We start from the raw sequence: 19,887 nt of genomic DNA on the forward strand, positions 1-19,887 counted from the left end.
TATTCTGGAATTTGCATCTTTGTAGCCATCCGGGATAGTTGATTACAACCGCGAGGTTTGTATATATAAAGTCAAACTCCAGGGCGGCAGCAATGATGACCGCAATAAGGTTAAGAATAAAAACGGTCATGTTAAAATACAGGTTATTCATTGTCTCTTTCCTATTATCGCTGTCAGCAGTCAATATTGTGGCGCAAAATAAATTTTCATTTCAATTATGTGACACTATCCGCTGCGATTCGATATATCCCAACAAAAATTACCAGATCACCTTAACTGTTATTGGCTCAACTAATGAAGACGAAAACATCCCGAATACTTTGTTTACTGTTAGCCGGTTATCAGGCGGAAAGTATATGCCCATTTTCTCAGACGCTGTTTTTAGCAAAACCCGGACTGTTGAATTTGCCGATTATAATGATGATAAGATACCGGATATTTTGGTGCACAACATTTCAGATGTAAGAAGCAACCAGACCTATTATTTATACCTGGTTGATACAGCTCAAAACAAATTGAAAAAGATCAAAGGCTTTGAAGTCATTAAAAACCCTGCTTATCTACCGCAATATAAGTTGATAACCAATTATGTGATGTCCGGCCAAATCTGGACCGGCTTCTATAAAATAAAAGGCAACTCTATTAAGGATTTTGGTATTGTTATTTACGACAATCAAACTGATGACGGCAGTTATGACCGGGACTATAAGAAGGCTGTAAAATCTATATTGAAAAAGGAAAGGAGGCGTCGGTAATGCCCTTGACTATGGGACATTTTCAATTGCAGGCTGTAGCTGGTATAAACAATTGTTGCGACAGACTATTCATTATTTTGATTTGACTTGAAACGACCAGACTGCTGTTATTTGCTCAATACCCCATCCCCAGCACCCAAAGTGGTATTTTACTTACGGGGAAATCTTCGTCATCAACTACCACAAAACTATTTTCGATGTCTTTAATCTGCTTATTTGTTTTGCCCTTTCCACCAATTTCAAAAATGTATTGGTTGTCTATCATAAAATCTCCCTGCTTGGGCAAACTAATTTTATGATCTACTGAAAGCTGGGCAGCAAAAAAAGTTTCTCTCAAATTGCCTTTATTAGTGGTGTTGGTGGCCAGTGCAAATGCCAGATTGGTATTATTCAAAAATATTTTCTCCGGCTTTTGTAATGTGCTGACGCTGTTCCCATCCGGATACAATAGCCGTATCATTTGCGCATCCTCCAAAAAGTGCAAATAGCTATTGATAGTATTCCTGTGGATATCCGTCTTTCTTGCCAGCTCGGTTATATTGGGCTTAAATGGCACATTTGCTGAAAGAATATACAACAGTTGCAAAAGTTTTTGTGCATTTCTGATGTCGAACCCTTGCAAATGGGCCATATCATATTCTACAATAATGCGAATAACTTGCTGCAACCTGCTAGCAAAGCTTTCTTCATCCTCCAGTGAAAACGGGTAATATCCCTGCTTCAGGTATGCCGAAAAATACTCGAGTGGCCTAAAACTCTCCGGTAATTCATTCCGCCAATTGTTGGTACCATTTATAATTTCCTGGAAAGTGATTATAGGTAATTTTAATTGATATTTGAAGTTCAGATATTCCCGGTAAGACATACCATCCAGTGTGTACATTAAAGCCCTTCGACTTAAGTCCACTTTCTCTTTTGCAATATCTATTATAGAAGAACCGGTAAAACAATTTTCAAATCATCATACAGATCATACAGGTTTTTAATGTGCTGTGACCAACCCGGATATTTATGAACTTCATCGAGGAATAAATACCTTCCTCCCTTATTATAGAATTGTACAGCGGTATCAACCAGGCTTGCATTGGTAAAAAACAAGTCATCCAATGTCCAGTAGGTAGCCTGATGAGGCGGTAGTTGAAGCGCTTTTATTTTTTGTAAAAGCATTGTAGTTTTCCCCATGCCCCTGGCTCCTTTAATGCCTATCAATCTATTATTCCACAATATTTTATCAAACAAATACCGAATACTGCCTGTTTGTACCTTACGTACCAGTCTCATCGACTTGTTTAAAATGTCATCCATTTTTGCACATTTAAAAGTGCATTTTATGTCATTTTTGCACTTCTATAAATGCAATTGAAAACTGCTATGCGCACCTTCCCCATAATCTCCAATCGGTTTCTCCCATCGCTACCGCCTCACGTGATTCATACACCCACCTATACCGGGCGGGCTCCCTGCCTGTACAAATGAATTCTAAAAAAATCTAAGATGAGGAGTAAGACGCCTTTCTACTTCCCCAATAAAAGCGAAACGCCCCATCCCCGGAGCGCCTATCCAGGGATTATCCCAAGAACATGTAGTCAAATTGATTTACTGCTTCTTCAGCAAACTTTGCAATAATCTGATCTGATTATTGATGTGTACAGTGGAGTTCGTAGGCAAATTTAAGTGTTCAGCGTAAACAATAAGTAGACTATATAGTTAGCAAAAAATCATTTTTTTTACAAGATTATCAACAAGATTGCCGTTTCTACCAAGCAACAGTTTAATTGCAACACTATCCGCGCCATTAGTAGCGAGGCACCAACCACCGATCCCCGGCCCCGAAAATCTGCATTTTCGCCCCGGTCAAAATTTCAGCAGATATGCCTCTATCCCATCTCCACACATTTCCGTAAATTCGCCGTATGGCAATTCTAAAATTCAGAGTATATTTCGAGGAGGATGATAGCATTTACCGTGATGTAGTGATTAAACATACGCAAAACTTCCTGCAGCTGCATGAAACAATTTTGAAAGCCTACGAGTTTGATAATAAGCACCAGGCTACTTTTTATCGCAGTAATGACAATTGGCAGCAGGGCCGCGAAATTTCCCTGGAGAAATACGATAAGCAATACAGGGTAGATCCCCTGATCATGGCCGAAACTACTATCGGATCTGAAGTAAAAAATACGAACCAACGCTTTACTTATACCTACGATTTTCACAAGCTTTGGAATTTTTTGATCGAACTGATCAATGTATCCAAGGAAGCTGATAGCCGGCAGGAATATCCGGCCGTGGTACGTAGCGAGGGAATCGGACCCAAACAATACGGCACAAAAGGGCTATTAGGCGATAAATTTGCCGATATTGAAGAGAAATATGACCTTACCCGCGGTGCCGAAGGCTTTAACGAAAAGAACGAAGAAGGTGAGGATATGAGCGTCGAAGAATCGTCTGACGAATACCAGGAAGAAGAAGATTAATCCCGCTATTAATACTAAATTTTAGTTATCAAATCGATCATTGTTATTGCAGGGCCAACGGCTGTGGGCAAAACAGCGCATGCCATTGAAGTTGCCCGGCATTTCAATACAGTTATTCTATCGGCCGATAGTCGCCAGTGTTTTAAAGAAATGAATATTGGTGTGGCCCGCCCGTCGGTAGAAGAGCTGAGCCAGGTACCCCATTATTTTATTGCTTCCCACCGTATACAGGATGATATTAACGCTGTGTGGTACGAGCATTATGCACTGAACCTTTTAAGCGAACTTTTTTTAAAGTATGATACGGTTGTGGTTACGGGTGGCACCGGCCTGTACATTAAGGCATTGACCGAAGGGTTGGACGCCATACCCGAAGTAGCAGCACACATAAGAACGCAGGTGGTTAGCGAGTATGAGGTAAAAGGTATCAACTGGTTACAGGAGCAACTTCAACAACACGACCCGCTATTCTCGTCAACCGGTGAAATGCAAAATCCCCAGCGAATGATGCGGGCGCTGGAAGTGGTGTTAGGCACCGGCCAGTCCATTGTCAGTTTTCGCAATTCGGGCAGGCGGCCCCGCCCGTTTCGAACGATCCAGGTGGGGCTTGAATTGCCCCGGGAAAAACTATACGAAAGAATCAATATGCGGGTAGACCTCATGATGCAGGCCGGACAAGAGGAGGAGGCAAAACAACTACTACCTTACAAATACCTGAATGCCTTGCAAACGGTTGGCTACCGGGAATTATTTGATTATTTTGAAGGAACCATTTCCCGCGAAGAAGCCATTGAACACATCAAGCAAAATACCCGCCGCTATGCCAAACGGCAGATGACCTGGTTTAAAAGGCAGGCAGAGATGCATTGGATAGATGCCGGGGAAGATAAGATCATTCCGTTAGTAGAGAAGCTAGTAGGGAAATAGCTAGTGGTGAGTAGGTGAGAAGAAATGCTCAATAAACAATTCTCCATTTTCAATAAGCACTGTACATACGTATCTGCTTCTTGGCGCGCTCTGCGTGAAAAAAAGCTAGTAGACTATAGCTAGTGGTGAATAGGTGAAAGAAAATGCTCAATAAACAATTTTCCATTTTCAATAAGCACTGTACATACGTATCTGCTTCTTGGCGCGCTCTGCGTGAAAAAAAGCTAGTAGACTATAGCTAGTGGTGAATAGGTGAAAGAAAATGCTCAATAAACAATTCTCCATTTTCAATAAGCACTGTACATACGTATCTGCTTCTTGAGTGAAAAAACTAGTAGGGTATAACTAGTGGTGAATTGGCGAGAGAAAATGCTCAATAAACAATTCTCCATTTACAATAAGCACTGTACATACGTATCTACTTCTCTGCTTCTTGGCGTGCTCTGAGTGAAAAAAAACTAGTTGGGTATAACTAGAGGTGAATTGGTGAGAGAAAATGCTCAATAAACAATTCTCAATACTCAATTTTCAATATACAATAGCCCTTCGCACTTATCCCTGCTCTGCATGAAACCAGTATCTTTGCCGGATGATACAGGACGAGGAACAACAGGAAGAGATTTTTAACAACAATATCCCGGATACAGATAAAACAGCCTTGCTGGAAATCAGTAAATGGACCAGGCTTATTTCGGTTGTAGGTTTTGGTATCGGATCATTTATAGTCATCATTATGCTCTTCAGCGGAGCGCAGATCTTACAAACCATGGCAACTTCAATACCCTCTATGAAGGGAATGTACCCGGCCCTGGTAGCCGGCTTTTTTGTTGTTTTTTTTATTGCAGCCATGGTTTTATATTACCTGTACAAGGCGTCACAGTTATTATTACAGGGCATTCAGCAGCAAAACAACACTCTGTTATCGCAGGCATTTATTTACCTGAAAAACTTTTTCATTGCGGTTATTGCCTTCACAGGTTTACAACTCATCATAAACATTTCAAATCTTATATAATTCATGCAGACGGATCAACAATTGCCCAATGAACAGTCTTTGCTCCATCGTAATATCCTGTCTGCAGCTAAAATAGCCGGCATTGCAGCAATCATTTCTTTAGGAGGCTCGCTCGCAGGAATTCTGGCTACACTCACCCGGCCTTTACCAGCGGCCCCTGCGGCCCAGGAAGGATTCAGCAAAGATGATATGCAACAACTCATGCAGGGTAGCACCTATATATCGGCATTTATTTCCCTGGCCATAAGCGTGCTGGCATTCTATTTCCTTTTTCGCTTTTCTTCGCTGGTTAAAGCAGGAATTGCTGACAATAATCCCGTAAAATTGACCACAGGTTTACAAAGCCTGGCAAGCTATTTCAAAATATGGGGCATTATTATGTTCCTGATCATTGTCCTGTTCGTATTATCATTAGTTGGAGGCATGTTAGGCACTACTTTTGGTGGATAGTAAATCCTATTTCACCGAAAGATAATTGTAGTCTTTTAGCAGTCTTTCCAGGAATTCATAAGGAGACATATCCGTTTCGATCTGCAGGTAGTTCTTCACTTTTGCAGCGGCAACACCCAACTCTTCATGATGCCGGGAATTTTTAGCGCTGCTTAAAAGGTTTTTAATAATATTCAGATCCTTATCACTGATGCGCATCACCTGCGGAAATGCCGGCACATAGCCCTCTTCCACTTCCCTGAAAATAGTATTATGCAGGCTTTCTTTAGCTGATGTTTTGATAACGATGGTCTGGGCCAGGATATCGCCTATCCGCTGGGCCTTTTTGGAATTGGCCACCAGTATAATATCAGTCAATAAAAATGCCATCCCAAATGTAAAAGCAATCATCCCTTCCGTATTTCCTCCTCCCCGGAAAGTAAGCAGCATGAGCAAAAGAATGACGATCCACAAATCAGAAACGCGCAATAGCCAGCGTATTAATAACTGGCTGATAGAAGGCCGTCCGCCGTTGATACTTACTACCCTCAGGCTCATTATTTTTTTACCAACACTTTGCCCGTTAGTGAGCGATTCAAAAAGAATATGGTATAAAAAAATGGGAGACATGACCAGGAGCCCGATAGCCCATTGATTAAAGCCGGCATCGGAATCGAAACCAAATGAAATCTTGTTGAGCAGGTAATTGGCCAGTACTATATACAGTACCTGAACTATCATATCGATCAACAGCGCCACCCAACGTCGCCCGAGCCCTGGTGCATCAAATTCCAGGCTGATATTAAAACTTGTTGGTACACTTACAATAGGCATGTAGCTGCTTTAGTGTAAAAATAGGTTCTTCCTGCAAAAAAACCTCGATGAAAGCGAGTATACGATCTTGCTAAATATAATCACAATGACACCTGGGCTCAATCTTAAGTTCACCCTTTCAGGGTTTATCGCCTGCCCGGTTCACATTTTACATAATGATGACAACCCTTGGGGTTTATGGATGACGATTGCCCGCTCGTTAAAAAACTAAAAATAATTTAACTTTTTTGTAGGGGTAAATGATTATTCGGTTGTAGTATAGATAGGATGCTATTTTTGTAGCGCTGATGGCTTTGGACAGTATTCAATATAAAAATGTATTTGACCTTCATTATGAAGCGTTATATGGGTATGCCTTCTCCATTTTAAAGGAGGAGACCTATACGGACGATATATTGCAAAATATTTTTATAAAACTCTGGCAACACCGGGAAACGGTAAACGTGGAAACGGTAAAAGCCTACCTGTATACATCGGTTCGCAATGAATGCCTGAATCATTTAAAGCATAAAGTGGTGAAGGCCGGCTACGCCCAGCATCAAATGGCCGGGGGCGCAGGGACAGACAACAATATTCACACAGAACAAAAAGAATTACATGAGAAGATACAGGACCTGGTTAACCAACTCCCCGAGAAGTGTGCAACCGTTTTTTATATGTGCCGGCAACTAGGATTGAGCTACAGGGAAGTAGCAGACGCTCTGGGTATTTCTACTAAGACGGTAGAAAATCAAATGTCGAAGGCCTTAAAATTTTTACGTAGCGGATTAACAGAATACCTGGTGTCGATAGTACCATTATTCATTCTTCAACTCATCAATTTATAATATATGGAGCATAAATTGATAGCTTATTATGAGCAGACGCTGGACGCTTCGGAGCAACAGGAGGTGGAGCAATGGATTGCAGAAAGCGCTGAACATAAAAAAACATACGAGGATACGATCAGGATCTGGAAAAGCTCCCGGATCGGTCCTGCATACACTCAATATAACAAAGAACTGGCCTGGCAAAAATTACAGCAACAGCTGGAAGAAAAACCTGTTGTAGTACCTGAAAAAGCGAAAGTAATTACCCTTAATTGGCGTAAAGGGCTGGCTGTAGCCGCTTCCATCGCTGCTTTGGTAATATTATTTTTATTCATCAACAATCCCAAGCCTGAGCAGTTTACCGCTCAAAAGGAACACCGCACTATTGAGCTGAAAGACGAAAGTAAGGTTACCCTCTATGAAGAAGCTGCGCTAACGGTAGCCGGTGACTTCAACAAAAAAACACGGACAGTTACCCTGAAAGGCAATGCATATTTTGATATCGCCAAAAACCGTAATAAGCCCTTTATTATTCATAATAAGGATGTAGATGTAGAAGTATTGGGTACTTCGTTTACCATACAACAGGGGGTCGATTATAATACCGTATTTGTGCATAGCGGAAAAGTAAAAGCCACCCTGGGAGATAAAAGCGTGGTAGCTGTAGCTAATCAAAAAATTGTAAAAGATAACCGTAATAACCAACTGCGTGTATTACCTTTTAACAGCACAATTAATGACGCACTTCATACGCAACTCATTAAAATTAAAGATATGCGGGTGGATAGCCTGGCAGAAATGCTTGAAGACCTCTATAATATTCAACTGCAACTGGCCCCGGGCATCGAAAGCAAAAAGGTAACCAGTACTTACCTGATTCATTCGGAAACGCCGGACCAGATCATTGAAAATATTGCCCTGATGATCAATGCCAGCTGGTCCAAAACTGATCATAACCAATACCTCATTTCTAAATAAGCCCTTTTGAGAAAACATTGCGCCTTCCTGTTACTGCTGTTTATTAGCTATTCACTTTTTGCCCAGGAAAAAATACTACAGCAGAAAGTATCAGTTGACTTTCGGAACATAACCATGTATGATGCCCTGATGCAGATAGAGCGCAAGGCGGGATTTTATTTTTCTTACGACAACCAGTTCATTAAAAACCAGAAAAAAATATCTTTCTCAGCAACTGATGCGCCCGTAAAGGAGATACTGGATAGATTACTGGACAAAGAGTATCATTATATCATCAACAATAACAAAATAGTTATTCGCAAAAAAGAAACAGAATATATTACGATGCAGGGCTCCTTTTTTGACAATACAGATCAGAAGCCAGTAGAATATGTAACGGTTTATGAACCGAACCTGAAGATCGGTACCATGTCTAACGATCAGGGGCATTTCTCTCTCAAAGTGCCTTTGAACAGTGATATCAAACTCGTTGCCAACCGGGTATCTTACTATGATACCAGTTTTACAGTAGAAGACAAAAGAAACACGACACTAAGGATAGGGTTAACACCCAATATCACAACAGAGGAAACCTTCACGGTTCACTCTATAGAGCGGCACTGGCTGGCCCGCAGTGTCATCAGCACCAAACAAAAGATCAACAGCGTAAACCTTAAGAACTATTTCTACGAGCGGAAATTTCAACTGGGGTTCTGGCCGGGAATAGGCACCAAAAGTGCTTTAAAGGGACAACAGGAAAACAATATATCTTTTAATGTATTCGGAGGATATGCCGCGCAGGTAGACGCTTTTGAGCTGGGAGGTTTATTCAACATTGTACAAAAACATGTACACGCCGTCCAGATCGGGGGATTATTTAACCTGGTCGGAGGCTCGGTAAACGGCGTTCAGATCGGCGGATTGAATAACTATGTTGCCGGAGATGTCAACGCACTGCAAATTGGCGGGCTGGCAAATATTAACAAAAGCAATACCACCGGATTACAAATTAGTGGCTTGTACAACCAAACGCAGCTATTCAATGGGCTGCAAATTGGCGGACTGGTGAATCAGACCCAAAATATAAACGGCGGCATGCAATTGGCGGGACTGGTAAATTATACCGGGCAATTTAAAAAAGGCATGCAGCTTTCAGGCCTCGTTAATATTGCCCGGCAGGTGAACAAAGGCGCACAGGTAAGTGGGCTGGTAAACTATGCTCCAAAAATCAACGGATTCCAGTTAGGCTTCCTCAACCTTGCAGACACATTAAATGGCATATCCATCGGACCGTTCAATTACAGTCGTAACGGGAAACATGCATTATCGGTATCTGTACAGGAAAATCAGCAGGTAAATATTGCCTATAAATCGGGTAGCTATAAATTATATAATATTGTACAGGTGGGTTGGCTAAACAGCGATATTGCCGGCGGCCACTATTTATTTGGCTATGGTTTAGGAAGCGAATGGAAATTGAAAGGAAGGCTTAAAATGGCTACGGAACTAATCAACCTGCATTACACACCTACTGATCATTTTGATACCGATTATAGCAATATTATTCTTCAACCGCTCTTGATATACCAGCTGCATAAAAATATCCAGTTATATGCCGGTCCAAGGTTACAATACCAACAGCCTGTCGAAACGGAGAATAACGCTTATTATAGCAATTTCAGCAGGAATATGCTGCCTTTGATTAAAGGCAAAAAAGATGCACTCCACCTTGGCTTTTCAGTAGGTATAAATATTTTTTAAGAGGGCATAGGGGTAACCTTTCATTAATGTGTATTAGTAATATATACATTATTTATGCTTTTTAAAAACAAATGCTTACTAGCGCTTCTATCCATTACCACCACTTACTGCATTGCACAGGAACCCGTTGCCAACAATGTTCATTTGGGCCTCATAACTCCTATAAGTACGCAGGGCAGGCAAGCCCGCGACATTAGCCCTTCTTTTGCCCTGCATGCCTTACAGGGTGTAAATTACAATAATAAAGGCGCTGCCATTGCCGGCATTTATACCAAACTATATGGCAGCAACAAAGGTGTATTGATTAGTGGTTTGGTAAACCAGGTCAACGGATCGAACAAAGGCGTATCTATTGCCGGTTTATACAATGGCGCTGAGAATGGCCTGGGCATTCAAATAGCAGGATTACATAACCAGAAACAAGGCAACGGATTTATTCAGATCGGCGGATTGAGCAATTACAGCAGCTATGAATTACTACAGGTAGCAGGACTGGCTAACATCGGGAAAAATGCCGATGTACAAATAGCAGGACTGATCAATGTAGCCAGCTCTGTGAAAGGCGTGCAAATAGCCGGCCTGATCAATATCGCAGACAGTTCTGATTACCCTATTGGTTTTTTAAACATTATAAAAAACGGAGAAAAACAAATAGGGGTACAGGTATATGATGATGCTTCGGCCAATGTTGTTTTGCGCACAGGCGGCCGTAAAACTTATGGCATACTGGGTGCAGGAGCCGGGTCGGAACTCAGTAAAACAGTATTTCAAATGGAAGCGGGCATTGGCTACCGTATACCCCTTTCACAAAAACTAAGGATCAATGCAGAAGCTGTAAGCATTGCTAAAACAGATTTTACCTTTTATAAACACACTGAATCGCTGCGGGCCTTATTAGGCTACAAAATAACGCCTGCTATAGAAGTTACCTTAGGTCCTTCCATCAATACTTACAAATATTCCGACTCCAAACTTTTTTCAAACAATTATATCTGGAAGTACCGGGATGATGAATACTCTTTTGCACTCACGCTGGGCGCAACCGCCGGTGTACATTTCAACTTATAACCCAAAACTTATCAAACCCAATAAAACAAGAGCAGATGAAACAGTTATTATCATTAGTAATTATTGCATTGATCATTTTAGCAACAGGATGTAAAAAGGTTTTTCCTGATGGTCCTGCTGTTGAAGAAAGCCGAACCGTAGGAGATTTCACCAGGATAGAAGCAGCTTTCAGCGGCAATGTGGAATTTGTTCAGCATGCCTCCAAATCTGTAACCGTAAAAGCAGCAGACAATCTACAGAGCTATATTATTACAGAAATAAAAGGCAATACACTGGTACTTAAAACAAAGCCCAATGTAGATATCAGAGGCGGTCGTGTTACCATATATGTATCCAACCCTGCTATAACCGGCGCCACCATTTCCGGATCGGGCAATATTAGTTTTAATACCGATCTCAATACAACTTCACTCGACCTGCGGGTAAGTGGCAGCGGCAATATTTATGCGCCTAAATTAACAGCGACCAACCTGGAAGCGGAGATTACCGGCAGCGGTGATATTACCATCGATGGTGGAGCAATAGCTACACAGGATATCCGCATCACCGGTAATGGTGACTACCACACCCAGCAAATGCGCAGCGAGCAGGCCAAAGTAAAAGTGAGCGGTTCGGGCGAAGCCAAACTTTGGGCAGACAATAAACTGGATGTCCAAATCTCCGGTAGCGGCGATGTATGGTACTCTGGTAACCCATCCATCAATACCAGCATTTCAGGTTCTGGCAAAGTGCGAAAATTATAATACACCTAAAACATAAGTTATGCTCATCGCAAGTGTCATTTTATACTTTATAAGGAGGTATAAAAAAAGAAAATTAAATCCTCCCGTTGCAAGCTTATCTGTTTAATAAGGCCGGGAAAGAAAACCTGTTTTATCAACTTAGCTTTTAGTATTATTATGTTCCATAAAAAAGAAAAATACGCTGTTATAACCGGCGCCAGCCAGGGATTGGGTAGCGCTTTTGCAAAAGAATTGGCTGCACAGCAATTGAACCTGGTGCTGGTAAGCCTGCCCGGGCAAAACCTGATCGCATTTGCAAAATTCATCAGCAATACCTACCAGGTACAGGTTCATCATTATGAAACAGACCTCTCTGTTAAAGAAAATGTACTGGCCCTTTGCGACTGGATCAACCAGCACTTTGAAGTACAGGTGCTGATTAATAATGCAGGGCTGGGCGGTACTAAAAAATTTACCGAAGCATCGATGCAGTATATCGATACCATCATACAGGTGAACGTGGTAGCTACTTCGCTGCTTACCCATCAGTTACTCCCTAACCTCCTGCAACAAAAAGAAGCCTATGTTTTAAATGTATCCAGTATGGCGGCTTTTTCTCCCATTGGCTATAAAACGGTATACCCCGCTTCTAAAACCTTTATTCATTCGTTCTCAAGAGGATTGAGCGAAGAGTTGAAAAATACCGGAGTGGTCGTAAGTGTAGTAAATCCTGGCGCGATGGCGACCAATGCTGATGTAACCAGCCGTATTAAAAAATTAGGCTTTATAGGTCGTCTTACTTTACTGAAACCTGAGAAAGTGGCAGGTCGTTGTATCCGTCAACTATTTAAAAAAGACCGGGTTATTATGGTCAATCACTGGAGCTGGCTGGCCATGGCTTTATTACCTATCTGGATAAAGCTACCTTTATTAACGAATAATATAAAAAAGGAAATTGTATGACGGTATTGGTGACAGGTATCAGCGGCTTGCTGGGTAATAACCTGGTTTTCCTTTTACTGGAAAAAGGCTATTATGTAAAAGGTGTTGCCCGCAATATCAGCAACCTGCCTTTTGGAGCACATCCCAGGCTAATGCTGATCCAAAGCGAGCTTACAGCCGACCTGTCCGCACATTTAAAAGATACAGACTGTGTGATGCATGTAGCCGCTCTTACACAACAAAACATCCTTCGTTATGATGAGTACCACCGCGTTAATCATACAGCCACCGCACTACTCGCGGAGGGAGCCATTGCTGCGGGCGTACCACAATTTATTTATGTAAGTACCGCCAACACTATCGGCTATGGTGTTCAGCAGGAGGATTTAAAGCTACCGGAAGATCAACCCATGCGGAAGCCATTCACGCATTCCTTCTATGCCCGGAGCAAGGCTGCGGCTGAAGATTACCTGTTACAACAAACCCAGAAAATTAAGGTACATATTGCAAATCCTACTTTTATGATAGGTCCCTATGACAAAAAACCCAGCAGCGGAGCTATTATCCTGATGGGCATGCGCAGACGCCTGCTCTTTTATCCGCCCGGTGGAAAAAATTTTGTTGCAGTAAAAGATGTTGCTGCCGGGATAGAAAAAATGGTCCATCACGGTGAAAATGGCAGACGGTATCTCCTGGCGGGAAACGATAATCTTAGCTACCGGGATTTTTTTAAACTGCTAAAAAGCTATACCGGCCAAAAACAACGGATGATCGCCATCCCTTCCCTCCTGCTTCAACTGGCAGGTTATGTGGGAGACCTGCTTCGGTTCTTCAATGTAAAAACCAGCTTATGTACCAATAATATGCGGATACTCCGCATAAAAAACTATTACAATAACACTACCTCTGTCCGGGAATTAGGGTTGCAATACCGGGATATCAGCCATGCGATTCCCGAAAGCGTAACCTACTTTAAAAAACATTTCCCCCGTTAAATCCATCTAATCTCTCTTTTAAAGCGTTTGTAGTTATTTCTCCACATAAAAAACCATTGCGGGCTTTATAAATTTTGTATTTTAGATTTTTAACCGCATTGATTTGAGAGAGGCCTTATTTATTAAGAAGAACAAAGACCGTTGGCTAAAGGACGAAGCTGAACCACCTGTATCACCTGATGAAATGGCCAGTGCTTTTACCCAAACGGTAGATGACCTTGCTTACGCTAAAACTTTTTACGCCAGCAGCAAAACCACCAACTACCTGAATAAGCTGGCGGCGCGGATGTACCTGGATATTTATCAGAACCGGAAGGAAGAAAGCAGTCGCCTGAAAACTTTCTGGAAGTACGAATTGCCGCTCACGATCCGCAAACATCACAGAACCTTATTATTCTCATTTGTACTTTTTACCGTTTTCTTTTTATTAGGCTTTTTTGTTTCGCGCCAGGATGTAGAGGTAGCACGTAATTTCTTTGGAGATAGCTACGTTAATCAAACCATCGAAAACATTGAAAAAGGCAATCCCTTTGGCATATATGAAGGAGGAAATCCTTTACTGAGCTGGCTGGGCATTATGATCAATAATATCAAAGTAGCATTTATCTTTTTTGTATCGGGTATTTTTTGTGGTATACCCACCATGTATAAGCTGGCAGAAACCGGGGCAATGGTCGGTATTTTCGATCAGTTATTTGCATCACATGGCTACGGTCTCCAATTCTGGCTGGTGGTTTTTGTACATGGTATGCTGGAAATAACGGCCATTATTGTAGCAGGCATGGCAGGATTCGTTCTCGGAAAAAGTTTCTTATTTCCCGGAACTAAAAAGCGTATAGAAGCATTTAGAGAAGGTGCTAAAGATGGTGTGAAGATCATGATAGGTATTATGCCTGTTTTTGTTATCGCCGCTTTTTTTGAAGGTCTTATTACGAGGTTGTATAATGATGCGTCCTGGCTGACTTCGCTGGTAACAGCCGCCTCCACCGTTTTCGTAATATGGTATTTTATTATTTACCCCATACAGCTCCATAAAAAAGATAAAGCGAAAGCTCTGTTGAACAAGCAAATTCTATGAGTTTCAAAAGGTATCATTTGTTATTTATACTGCTGCTGACCGGCATTTTAATAGGTAATACCGGGCAGGCACAAACTGATGCCATTGACTCTCTGTCATTTGTGGAGCCCCCTGTTGCAGATAGCATTCTGCAATCGGAAGAGAAGTATGATGAAGAAAATTATGAAAGCGAAGAGTCTTATGAGGATTCTATACACAGGGCTGAGACCAATGCATTTGACACTTTGAACCGTAAAGCAGTCTCTATTGCCTGGCATCAACTTCCGGCTGGGTATATCGACCATTTAAAAAGGGAGGACAATTTTGATTATGTAAAAAATGGCATCCCTGAACCTGAAAAACGGGATGCTCCTGAAATGAGCTTCTCAATTGGTGAAATATGGATATATGTAGCTATCATCGTTTTTCTTTTGCTGTTGGCCTGGTACCTGAAAGAGAACAACCTGCTGTTTTTCAGGAAGAAGCCGGCTGTTATCCAATCTGTTCCGCAGGAAGAACTATCAAAAGATATTTTTTCCATTGAATACGCAACTGCGATAAAAGAAGCTTTAGATAGTAACAATTACAGGCTGGCCATAAGGCTTCATTATCTTCAATTACTGAAGACCTTGTCCGAAAAAGGGGTTATCCAGTATCAGCCGGATAAAACCAATTTCGATTATATGTTACAGGTTCGCCAGACACCCCACTATCCCGACTTTTCGGGCCTGACCCGCCAATATGAGTATAGCTGGTATGGCCTGTTTCCTATCAGCCAGGCTCAATATAACCGGGTGGATCAGTTATTCAATAATTTTTATAAAAAGATCGGCGAATAGTGAAGAAAGCCCTGCCTTACATATTAACTGCGCTGCTGATATCATCTGTTGTCATTTACCTGGTTGCGTTGCGCCCGTCGCCCAAAAGCAGGAAGTTAAGCCTGAAGATAAGCCTGGATAAAAGAGACAAAAATCCGTATGGTGCTTTTGTATTGCATGAAAGCTTAAAAAAGTTCTTTCCCCGCGCCGGGTTTAAAATAAATTATGAATACCCCGGAGATAGTAAGGTTTTCGGCCATAATCCTCAGAACCAATTATACGTTATCGTTCAGCAGGATTTTTTTCCACAAGATTATGAGATAGACGACCTCATTAACTACATCCAAAGAGGTAACAGTGTATTTATAAGTACTCTAAACACCAATTCCCAACTGTCCCGCTTTATAAGGGCAAATGTGGAGAAAAGCAATTATATAGATGAAGATATAATCGAATACGACAGCGATTCTATGCAAGCCGCAATCACCACTCCCCCATTCCAGGGACAACGGCAGTACAGCTATCCGGGATACAGAATCGAAAGTTTCTTAAACCGGTCAGATAGCAGTATTTCCGAGATATTGGGATATGGATATAATGGTGAACCCAATTTCATACACTTACAAAAAGGAAATGGTCACTTATATGTTCATACATCGCCGATCGCTTTTAGTAATTATTTTCTTTTATACGATAATAATATCCAGTATTTCGAAAAAATTTTCTCTTTGTTCCCATCTGCTACCCCGGTTGTAATATGGGATGAATACTTTGGACGGCCTCATGCTAAAAATAACAATAAGAAACAATGGTTCGGGTTTATCATGAAGAACGATTACTTCAGGGCGGGTGTTTTAACGGCATTAGCACTACTCCTTATTTACACCTTAACCGAATTGCGCCGCAGGCAAAGGGTTATACCCGTTATCAACAGCCCTACTAACGATTCACTGGAATTTGTAAAAACAATGGGATTGTTATACTATGAGCGGGGAGATCATGGTAACCTGGCGCAAAAAATGAGTGCTTATTTTATGGAGCATGTCAGGAGCCGATACAAGATCTTTGCACAAACTCTTGACCACGACTTCGTGAAAGAGTTGAGCTACAAATCAGGTGTATCTGAATCTTTGATTAAAGATATTGTCATACAGATAAGCCGTATCAACAATGCAGAAGCATATAGTGACACAGAGCTGATCGCATTACAAAAAAATATTGAAGCGTTTCATAACAACGAATAAAAATTGAATTTATGGAAGAACCGATTTTCGAAAACCGTATTGATTTAACCACACTGAACCAGGCGGTTTTAAATATCACCGACGAAATACGAAAAGTAATTGTGGGCCAGGACGAAATGGTTCAGTTAATCATCACCGCGTTGCTGGCAGATGGCCATGTGTTGATTGAAGGTGTGCCCGGCGTTGCCAAGACGCAGACGGCCAAGCTGGTAGCCAAAGCAGTTGATGCTGCATTTGCCCGCATACAGTTTACCCCAGACCTGATGCCATCTGATGTGATCGGAACGCCGGTATTCAATCCGTCAGACGCCCGTTTTGAGTTTAAGAAAGGTCCCGTATTTGGCAATATTGTTTTGGTAGATGAGATCAACCGTGCCCCGGCTAAAACACAAGCTGCATTATTGGAGGTAATGGAAGAAAGACAGATATCAATAGATGGAACTACCTATAAAATGGACGCACCCTTTATGGTGCTGGCTACCCAAAACCCGGTAGAACAGGAAGGTACTTACCGATTGCCCGAAGCGCAACTCGATCGCTTTTTATTTAAAATCGAAGTGCCCTATCCGCAGGAAGAAGAGGAATTGAAAATACTTTCCCTGTTTCATAAAATGGGGAATAGCAATCCATTGGAAAGTGTAAATGCAGCATTGAACGGCGCAAAGATCAACCAGCTCAGGCAGCAGGTAAAAGAGATCTTAATTGAAGATAAACTGCTGGCCTTTATTGCCAAACTGGTGCACCAAACGCGCAATAACAAAGCCATTTACCTGGGCGCTTCCCCCCGCGCTTCGCTGGCAATCATGAACGCCTCGAAGGCTACGGCAGCTATACAAGGCCGGGACTTTGTAACCCCTGAGGACATCATCAGGGTAGCCGCTCCGGTACTCCGTCATCGTATTATTCTTTCTCCCGAAAAAGAAATGGAGGGTGTGAATGAAAATGAAATTATTAAACAGATCATCAACGGGCTTGAAATCCCGAGATAGAAAGATCCGGAAGTTAGCATTGAAATCATCCAGGCCTTGATGGAAACACATAGAAACATAGGCAATGATTACTAAAAAATACCTGGACAGTTTAACCTATGAAATAATAGGTAGCGCTATAGAGGTACATAAAGCCATGGGTAGAGGTCTGCTGGAAAGCGTTTACCAACAGTGTCTAAAAGAGGAGCTTATACATAGAAAAATAAATTTTCTCACAGAGATGAAAGTACCGGTAGTATATAAAGGAAAAATGCTGGATATAGAGTTCCGGTGCGATTTGTTTGTAGAAGGCTGCGTAGTAGTAGAGCTTAAATGTGTTCAGGAACTTATACCGGTGCACGAAGCACAGCTTCTGACCTATATGAAGCTACTGCGATGCCCGAAGGGCATTCTAATTAATTTCAATTGCCACAATATCTTCAAAGATGGTCAGAAAACCCTGGTAAACGAGTACTTTTCAGCATTACCTGTTCAATAAATCTATGTACCTATGTGTTTCAAAATAAATTCATTTAACATTTATCATCTTCATTGAAATCATTCTATCTAAATAAAATCGTATACTACATCGGCGGGGCCTGCTCGGTGCTTTACATGGCGGGGTATTTCTTTCACCCGTTTTACAGCATTGCATCTTTGCTGCTGTTATTGCTTTTAATTGCGGTGCTTGCCGACCTGGCATTACTTTATTCTAAAAAAAGCGGCATTGTGGCCACCCGGCAACTTCCCGAAAGATTGAGCATTAGTGATGAGAACCCCATCTCTTTATTTATTTCCAACCGCTACAATTTCCCGGTTAATGCTTTAGTCATTGATGAACTCCCCGTTCAACTGCAGATAAGGGATTGGGAGCGGGTTCTTCAGCTACCGGCCTTAATGTCAGAAACCATCTCTTACCAAGTAAAACCTTTAACGAGGGGAGAATATACGTTTGACGATATTAATGTTATAGTAACAGGTCCGTTAAGGCTTACGAGGCGACGTTATGCGATCAGCGCTAAACATACAGTGAAAGTGTATCCATCCTTTGTACAAATGCGACGATTTCAGTTGCTGGCAATCAGTAACCGCCTGGAGGAAGCAGGTATTAAAAAAGTAAGGCGCCTCGGGCATAGTTCTGAGTTTGAACAAATAAAAGAATATGTACGCGGCGATGATTATCGCACCATTAACTGGAAAGCTACCAGCCGCAAAGGTAGTTTGATGATCAATAATTATACGGATGAGAAAAGTCAGCAGATCTATTGTGTGATTAATAAAGGCCGGGTGATGAAAATGCCTTTTGATGGTATGACCCTTTTGGATTACGCGATTAATGCTTCGTTGGTACTATCCAACATAGCAATGGTTAAACAGGATAAAGCCGGTTTGATCACTTTTGCTGAAAAGATCGATAGCTTTATTCCTGCCGATAAGAAACCGGGACAAATGAACCTGATCCTGGAATCGCTGTACAAACAGCAGACACAATTCCTGGAAGCTGACTATGAAAAACTATACGCCTCTATACGTAACAGGATCACCAACCGCGGCCTGGTGGTGCTGTTCACTAACTTTGAATCCCTCGAAGGACTTAAACGGGAAATGCCTGCGTTTAAAAAAATATCCCATTATCATTTACTGCTGGTGGTATTCTTTGAAAACACCGCCATTAAGGGATTAATCCACTCCCATGCAGAAGACCTGGAGCAGGTGTATGTAAAAACAATTGCTGAAAAATTTGCTTTTGAGAAAAAGCAAATGGTAAAAGAGCTGCACCAGAATGGTATACTCAGTATTCTTACCACACCCGAACAATTGACTGTAAACACCATTAACAAGTACCTCGAGCTAAAGAACAGAAATTATATATAATAGTTGCCTATAGGTTGCGAGCATAGTAATATCATTTGTTAGTGATTTTTAAAAGCATCTTACATACTTTTGATTATTTACGATTCCCACCTGAACGTACCAGGTTATACCTTCTGTCCGTATGATTTACCGGGTTACATTTTCCAGTTACTATTTACATTAGGCTGCTGGCGTTGATCTGCTCGCCTGCAATCGAATTAATATACAACCGATTGTAAAAAAAATAAAATAATG

General features: G+C 41.6%; 21 protein-coding genes. 18 read left to right on the forward strand and 3 right to left on the reverse strand.

The features are described from left to right. The first annotated feature begins 128 nt into the window (after positions 1-128). Complete coding sequence (locus tag ACLOAU_RS03695) at positions 129-755, forward strand: XAC2610-related protein (protein ID WP_427860491.1); 627 nt, start codon at positions 129-131, stop codon at positions 753-755. Positions 756-870: 115 nt separating this feature from the next. Here the strand turns inward: ACLOAU_RS03695 and ACLOAU_RS03700 are convergent, their stop codons facing one another. Together ACLOAU_RS03700 and ACLOAU_RS03705 are read right to left on the reverse strand one after the other, a co-directional pair. Further along, on the reverse strand, positions 871-1,662 hold the full coding sequence (locus tag ACLOAU_RS03700) for a DUF8612 domain-containing protein (RefSeq protein ID WP_427860493.1): 792 nt from the start codon (positions 1,660-1,662) through the stop codon (positions 871-873). A 20-nt stretch (positions 1,663-1,682) separates the two neighbouring features. Continuing rightward, positions 1,683-2,060 (reverse strand): ATP-binding protein, encoded by a 378-nt coding sequence (locus ACLOAU_RS03705; RefSeq protein WP_427860494.1) that lies wholly within the window; start codon positions 2,058-2,060, stop codon positions 1,683-1,685. 608 nt (positions 2,061-2,668) lie between these two features. On the opposite strand from ACLOAU_RS03705, the gene ACLOAU_RS03710 reads away from it, so the two are divergent. The 4 genes from ACLOAU_RS03710 to ACLOAU_RS03725 all read left to right on the forward strand — a co-directional run bounded on the left by ACLOAU_RS03710 (position 2,669) and on the right by ACLOAU_RS03725 (position 5,624). Further along, positions 2,669-3,232 carry an IS1096 element passenger TnpR family protein gene (locus tag ACLOAU_RS03710; protein ID WP_427860495.1) on the forward strand — a complete coding sequence of 188 codons (564 nt, stop codon included), beginning with the start codon at positions 2,669-2,671 and terminating at the stop codon, positions 3,230-3,232. Positions 3,233-3,277: 45 nt separating this feature from the next. After that, positions 3,278-4,159, forward strand: a complete 882-nt coding sequence (gene miaA, locus ACLOAU_RS03715) for a tRNA (adenosine(37)-N6)-dimethylallyltransferase MiaA (RefSeq protein ID WP_427862678.1) — start codon at positions 3,278-3,280, stop codon at positions 4,157-4,159. A gap of 589 nt (positions 4,160-4,748) precedes the next feature. Then, the gene (locus ACLOAU_RS03720; RefSeq protein ID WP_427860496.1) at positions 4,749-5,174 is read left to right on the forward strand and encodes a hypothetical protein; all 426 of its coding nucleotides are present in this window, start codon (positions 4,749-4,751) and stop codon (positions 5,172-5,174) included. A gap of 3 nt (positions 5,175-5,177) precedes the next feature. Then, positions 5,178-5,624: a DUF5362 family protein gene (locus ACLOAU_RS03725; RefSeq protein WP_427860497.1), complete on the forward strand. Its 447-nt coding sequence runs from the start codon at positions 5,178-5,180 to the stop codon at positions 5,622-5,624. A gap of 6 nt (positions 5,625-5,630) precedes the next feature. Here the strand turns inward: ACLOAU_RS03725 and ACLOAU_RS03730 are convergent, their stop codons facing one another. Further along, complete coding sequence (locus ACLOAU_RS03730; RefSeq protein WP_427860498.1) at positions 5,631-6,437, reverse strand: RDD family protein; 807 nt, start codon at positions 6,435-6,437, stop codon at positions 5,631-5,633. A gap of 287 nt (positions 6,438-6,724) precedes the next feature. Here ACLOAU_RS03730 and ACLOAU_RS03735 point away from each other — a divergent pair, with 287 nt between their 5' ends. From ACLOAU_RS03735 to ACLOAU_RS03795, 13 genes are all read left to right on the forward strand, one after another. Beyond that, positions 6,725-7,264, forward strand: coding sequence for an RNA polymerase sigma-70 factor (locus tag ACLOAU_RS03735; protein ID WP_427860499.1), 540 nt, complete (start codon positions 6,725-6,727; stop codon positions 7,262-7,264). Between the two features lie 3 nt (positions 7,265-7,267). Beyond that, positions 7,268-8,224: a FecR family protein gene (locus tag ACLOAU_RS03740; protein WP_427860500.1), complete on the forward strand. Its 957-nt coding sequence runs from the start codon at positions 7,268-7,270 to the stop codon at positions 8,222-8,224. Between the two features lie 6 nt (positions 8,225-8,230). Then, a complete protein-coding gene (locus tag ACLOAU_RS03745; RefSeq protein WP_427860501.1) occupies positions 8,231-9,964 on the forward strand; it encodes an STN and carboxypeptidase regulatory-like domain-containing protein in 1,734 nt (577 codons plus the stop codon). Between the two features lie 54 nt (positions 9,965-10,018). Then, complete coding sequence (locus tag ACLOAU_RS03750; protein WP_427860502.1) at positions 10,019-11,032, forward strand: hypothetical protein; 1,014 nt, start codon at positions 10,019-10,021, stop codon at positions 11,030-11,032. Between the two features lie 35 nt (positions 11,033-11,067). Continuing rightward, entirely contained in the window at positions 11,068-11,775 is a 708-nt protein-coding gene (locus ACLOAU_RS03755) for a head GIN domain-containing protein (protein ID WP_427860503.1), read from the forward strand. Positions 11,776-11,931: 156 nt separating this feature from the next. Next, positions 11,932-12,717, forward strand: a complete 786-nt coding sequence (locus tag ACLOAU_RS03760; protein ID WP_427860504.1) for an SDR family NAD(P)-dependent oxidoreductase — start codon at positions 11,932-11,934, stop codon at positions 12,715-12,717. After that, the gene (locus tag ACLOAU_RS03765; protein WP_427860505.1) at positions 12,714-13,691 is read left to right on the forward strand and encodes an NAD-dependent epimerase/dehydratase family protein; all 978 of its coding nucleotides are present in this window, start codon (positions 12,714-12,716) and stop codon (positions 13,689-13,691) included. The genes ACLOAU_RS03760 and ACLOAU_RS03765 overlap by 4 nt, the downstream gene beginning before the upstream one ends. Positions 13,692-13,794: 103 nt before the next feature. Then, entirely contained in the window at positions 13,795-14,769 is a 975-nt protein-coding gene (locus tag ACLOAU_RS03770; RefSeq protein ID WP_427860506.1) for a stage II sporulation protein M, read from the forward strand. Then, positions 14,766-15,587, forward strand: coding sequence for a DUF4129 domain-containing protein (locus tag ACLOAU_RS03775; protein WP_427860507.1), 822 nt, complete (start codon positions 14,766-14,768; stop codon positions 15,585-15,587). The genes ACLOAU_RS03770 and ACLOAU_RS03775 overlap by 4 nt, the downstream gene beginning before the upstream one ends. Further along, entirely contained in the window at positions 15,587-16,810 is a 1,224-nt protein-coding gene (locus tag ACLOAU_RS03780) for a DUF4350 domain-containing protein (protein ID WP_427860508.1), read from the forward strand. Before ACLOAU_RS03775 ends, ACLOAU_RS03780 begins: the two co-directional genes overlap by 1 nt. A gap of 11 nt (positions 16,811-16,821) precedes the next feature. Next, a complete protein-coding gene (locus tag ACLOAU_RS03785) occupies positions 16,822-17,799 on the forward strand; it encodes an AAA family ATPase (RefSeq protein WP_427860509.1) in 978 nt (325 codons plus the stop codon). Between the two features lie 64 nt (positions 17,800-17,863). After that, positions 17,864-18,277 (forward strand): GxxExxY protein, encoded by a 414-nt coding sequence (locus ACLOAU_RS03790; protein WP_427860510.1) that lies wholly within the window; start codon positions 17,864-17,866, stop codon positions 18,275-18,277. Positions 18,278-18,330: 53 nt separating this feature from the next. Then, entirely contained in the window at positions 18,331-19,653 is a 1,323-nt protein-coding gene (locus tag ACLOAU_RS03795) for a DUF58 domain-containing protein (RefSeq protein WP_427860511.1), read from the forward strand. Positions 19,654-19,887: the final 234 nt, after the last annotated feature.

Source organism: Paraniabella aurantiaca (assembly GCF_050309965.1).
Lineage (GTDB): Bacteria > Bacteroidota > Bacteroidia > Chitinophagales > Chitinophagaceae > Niabella.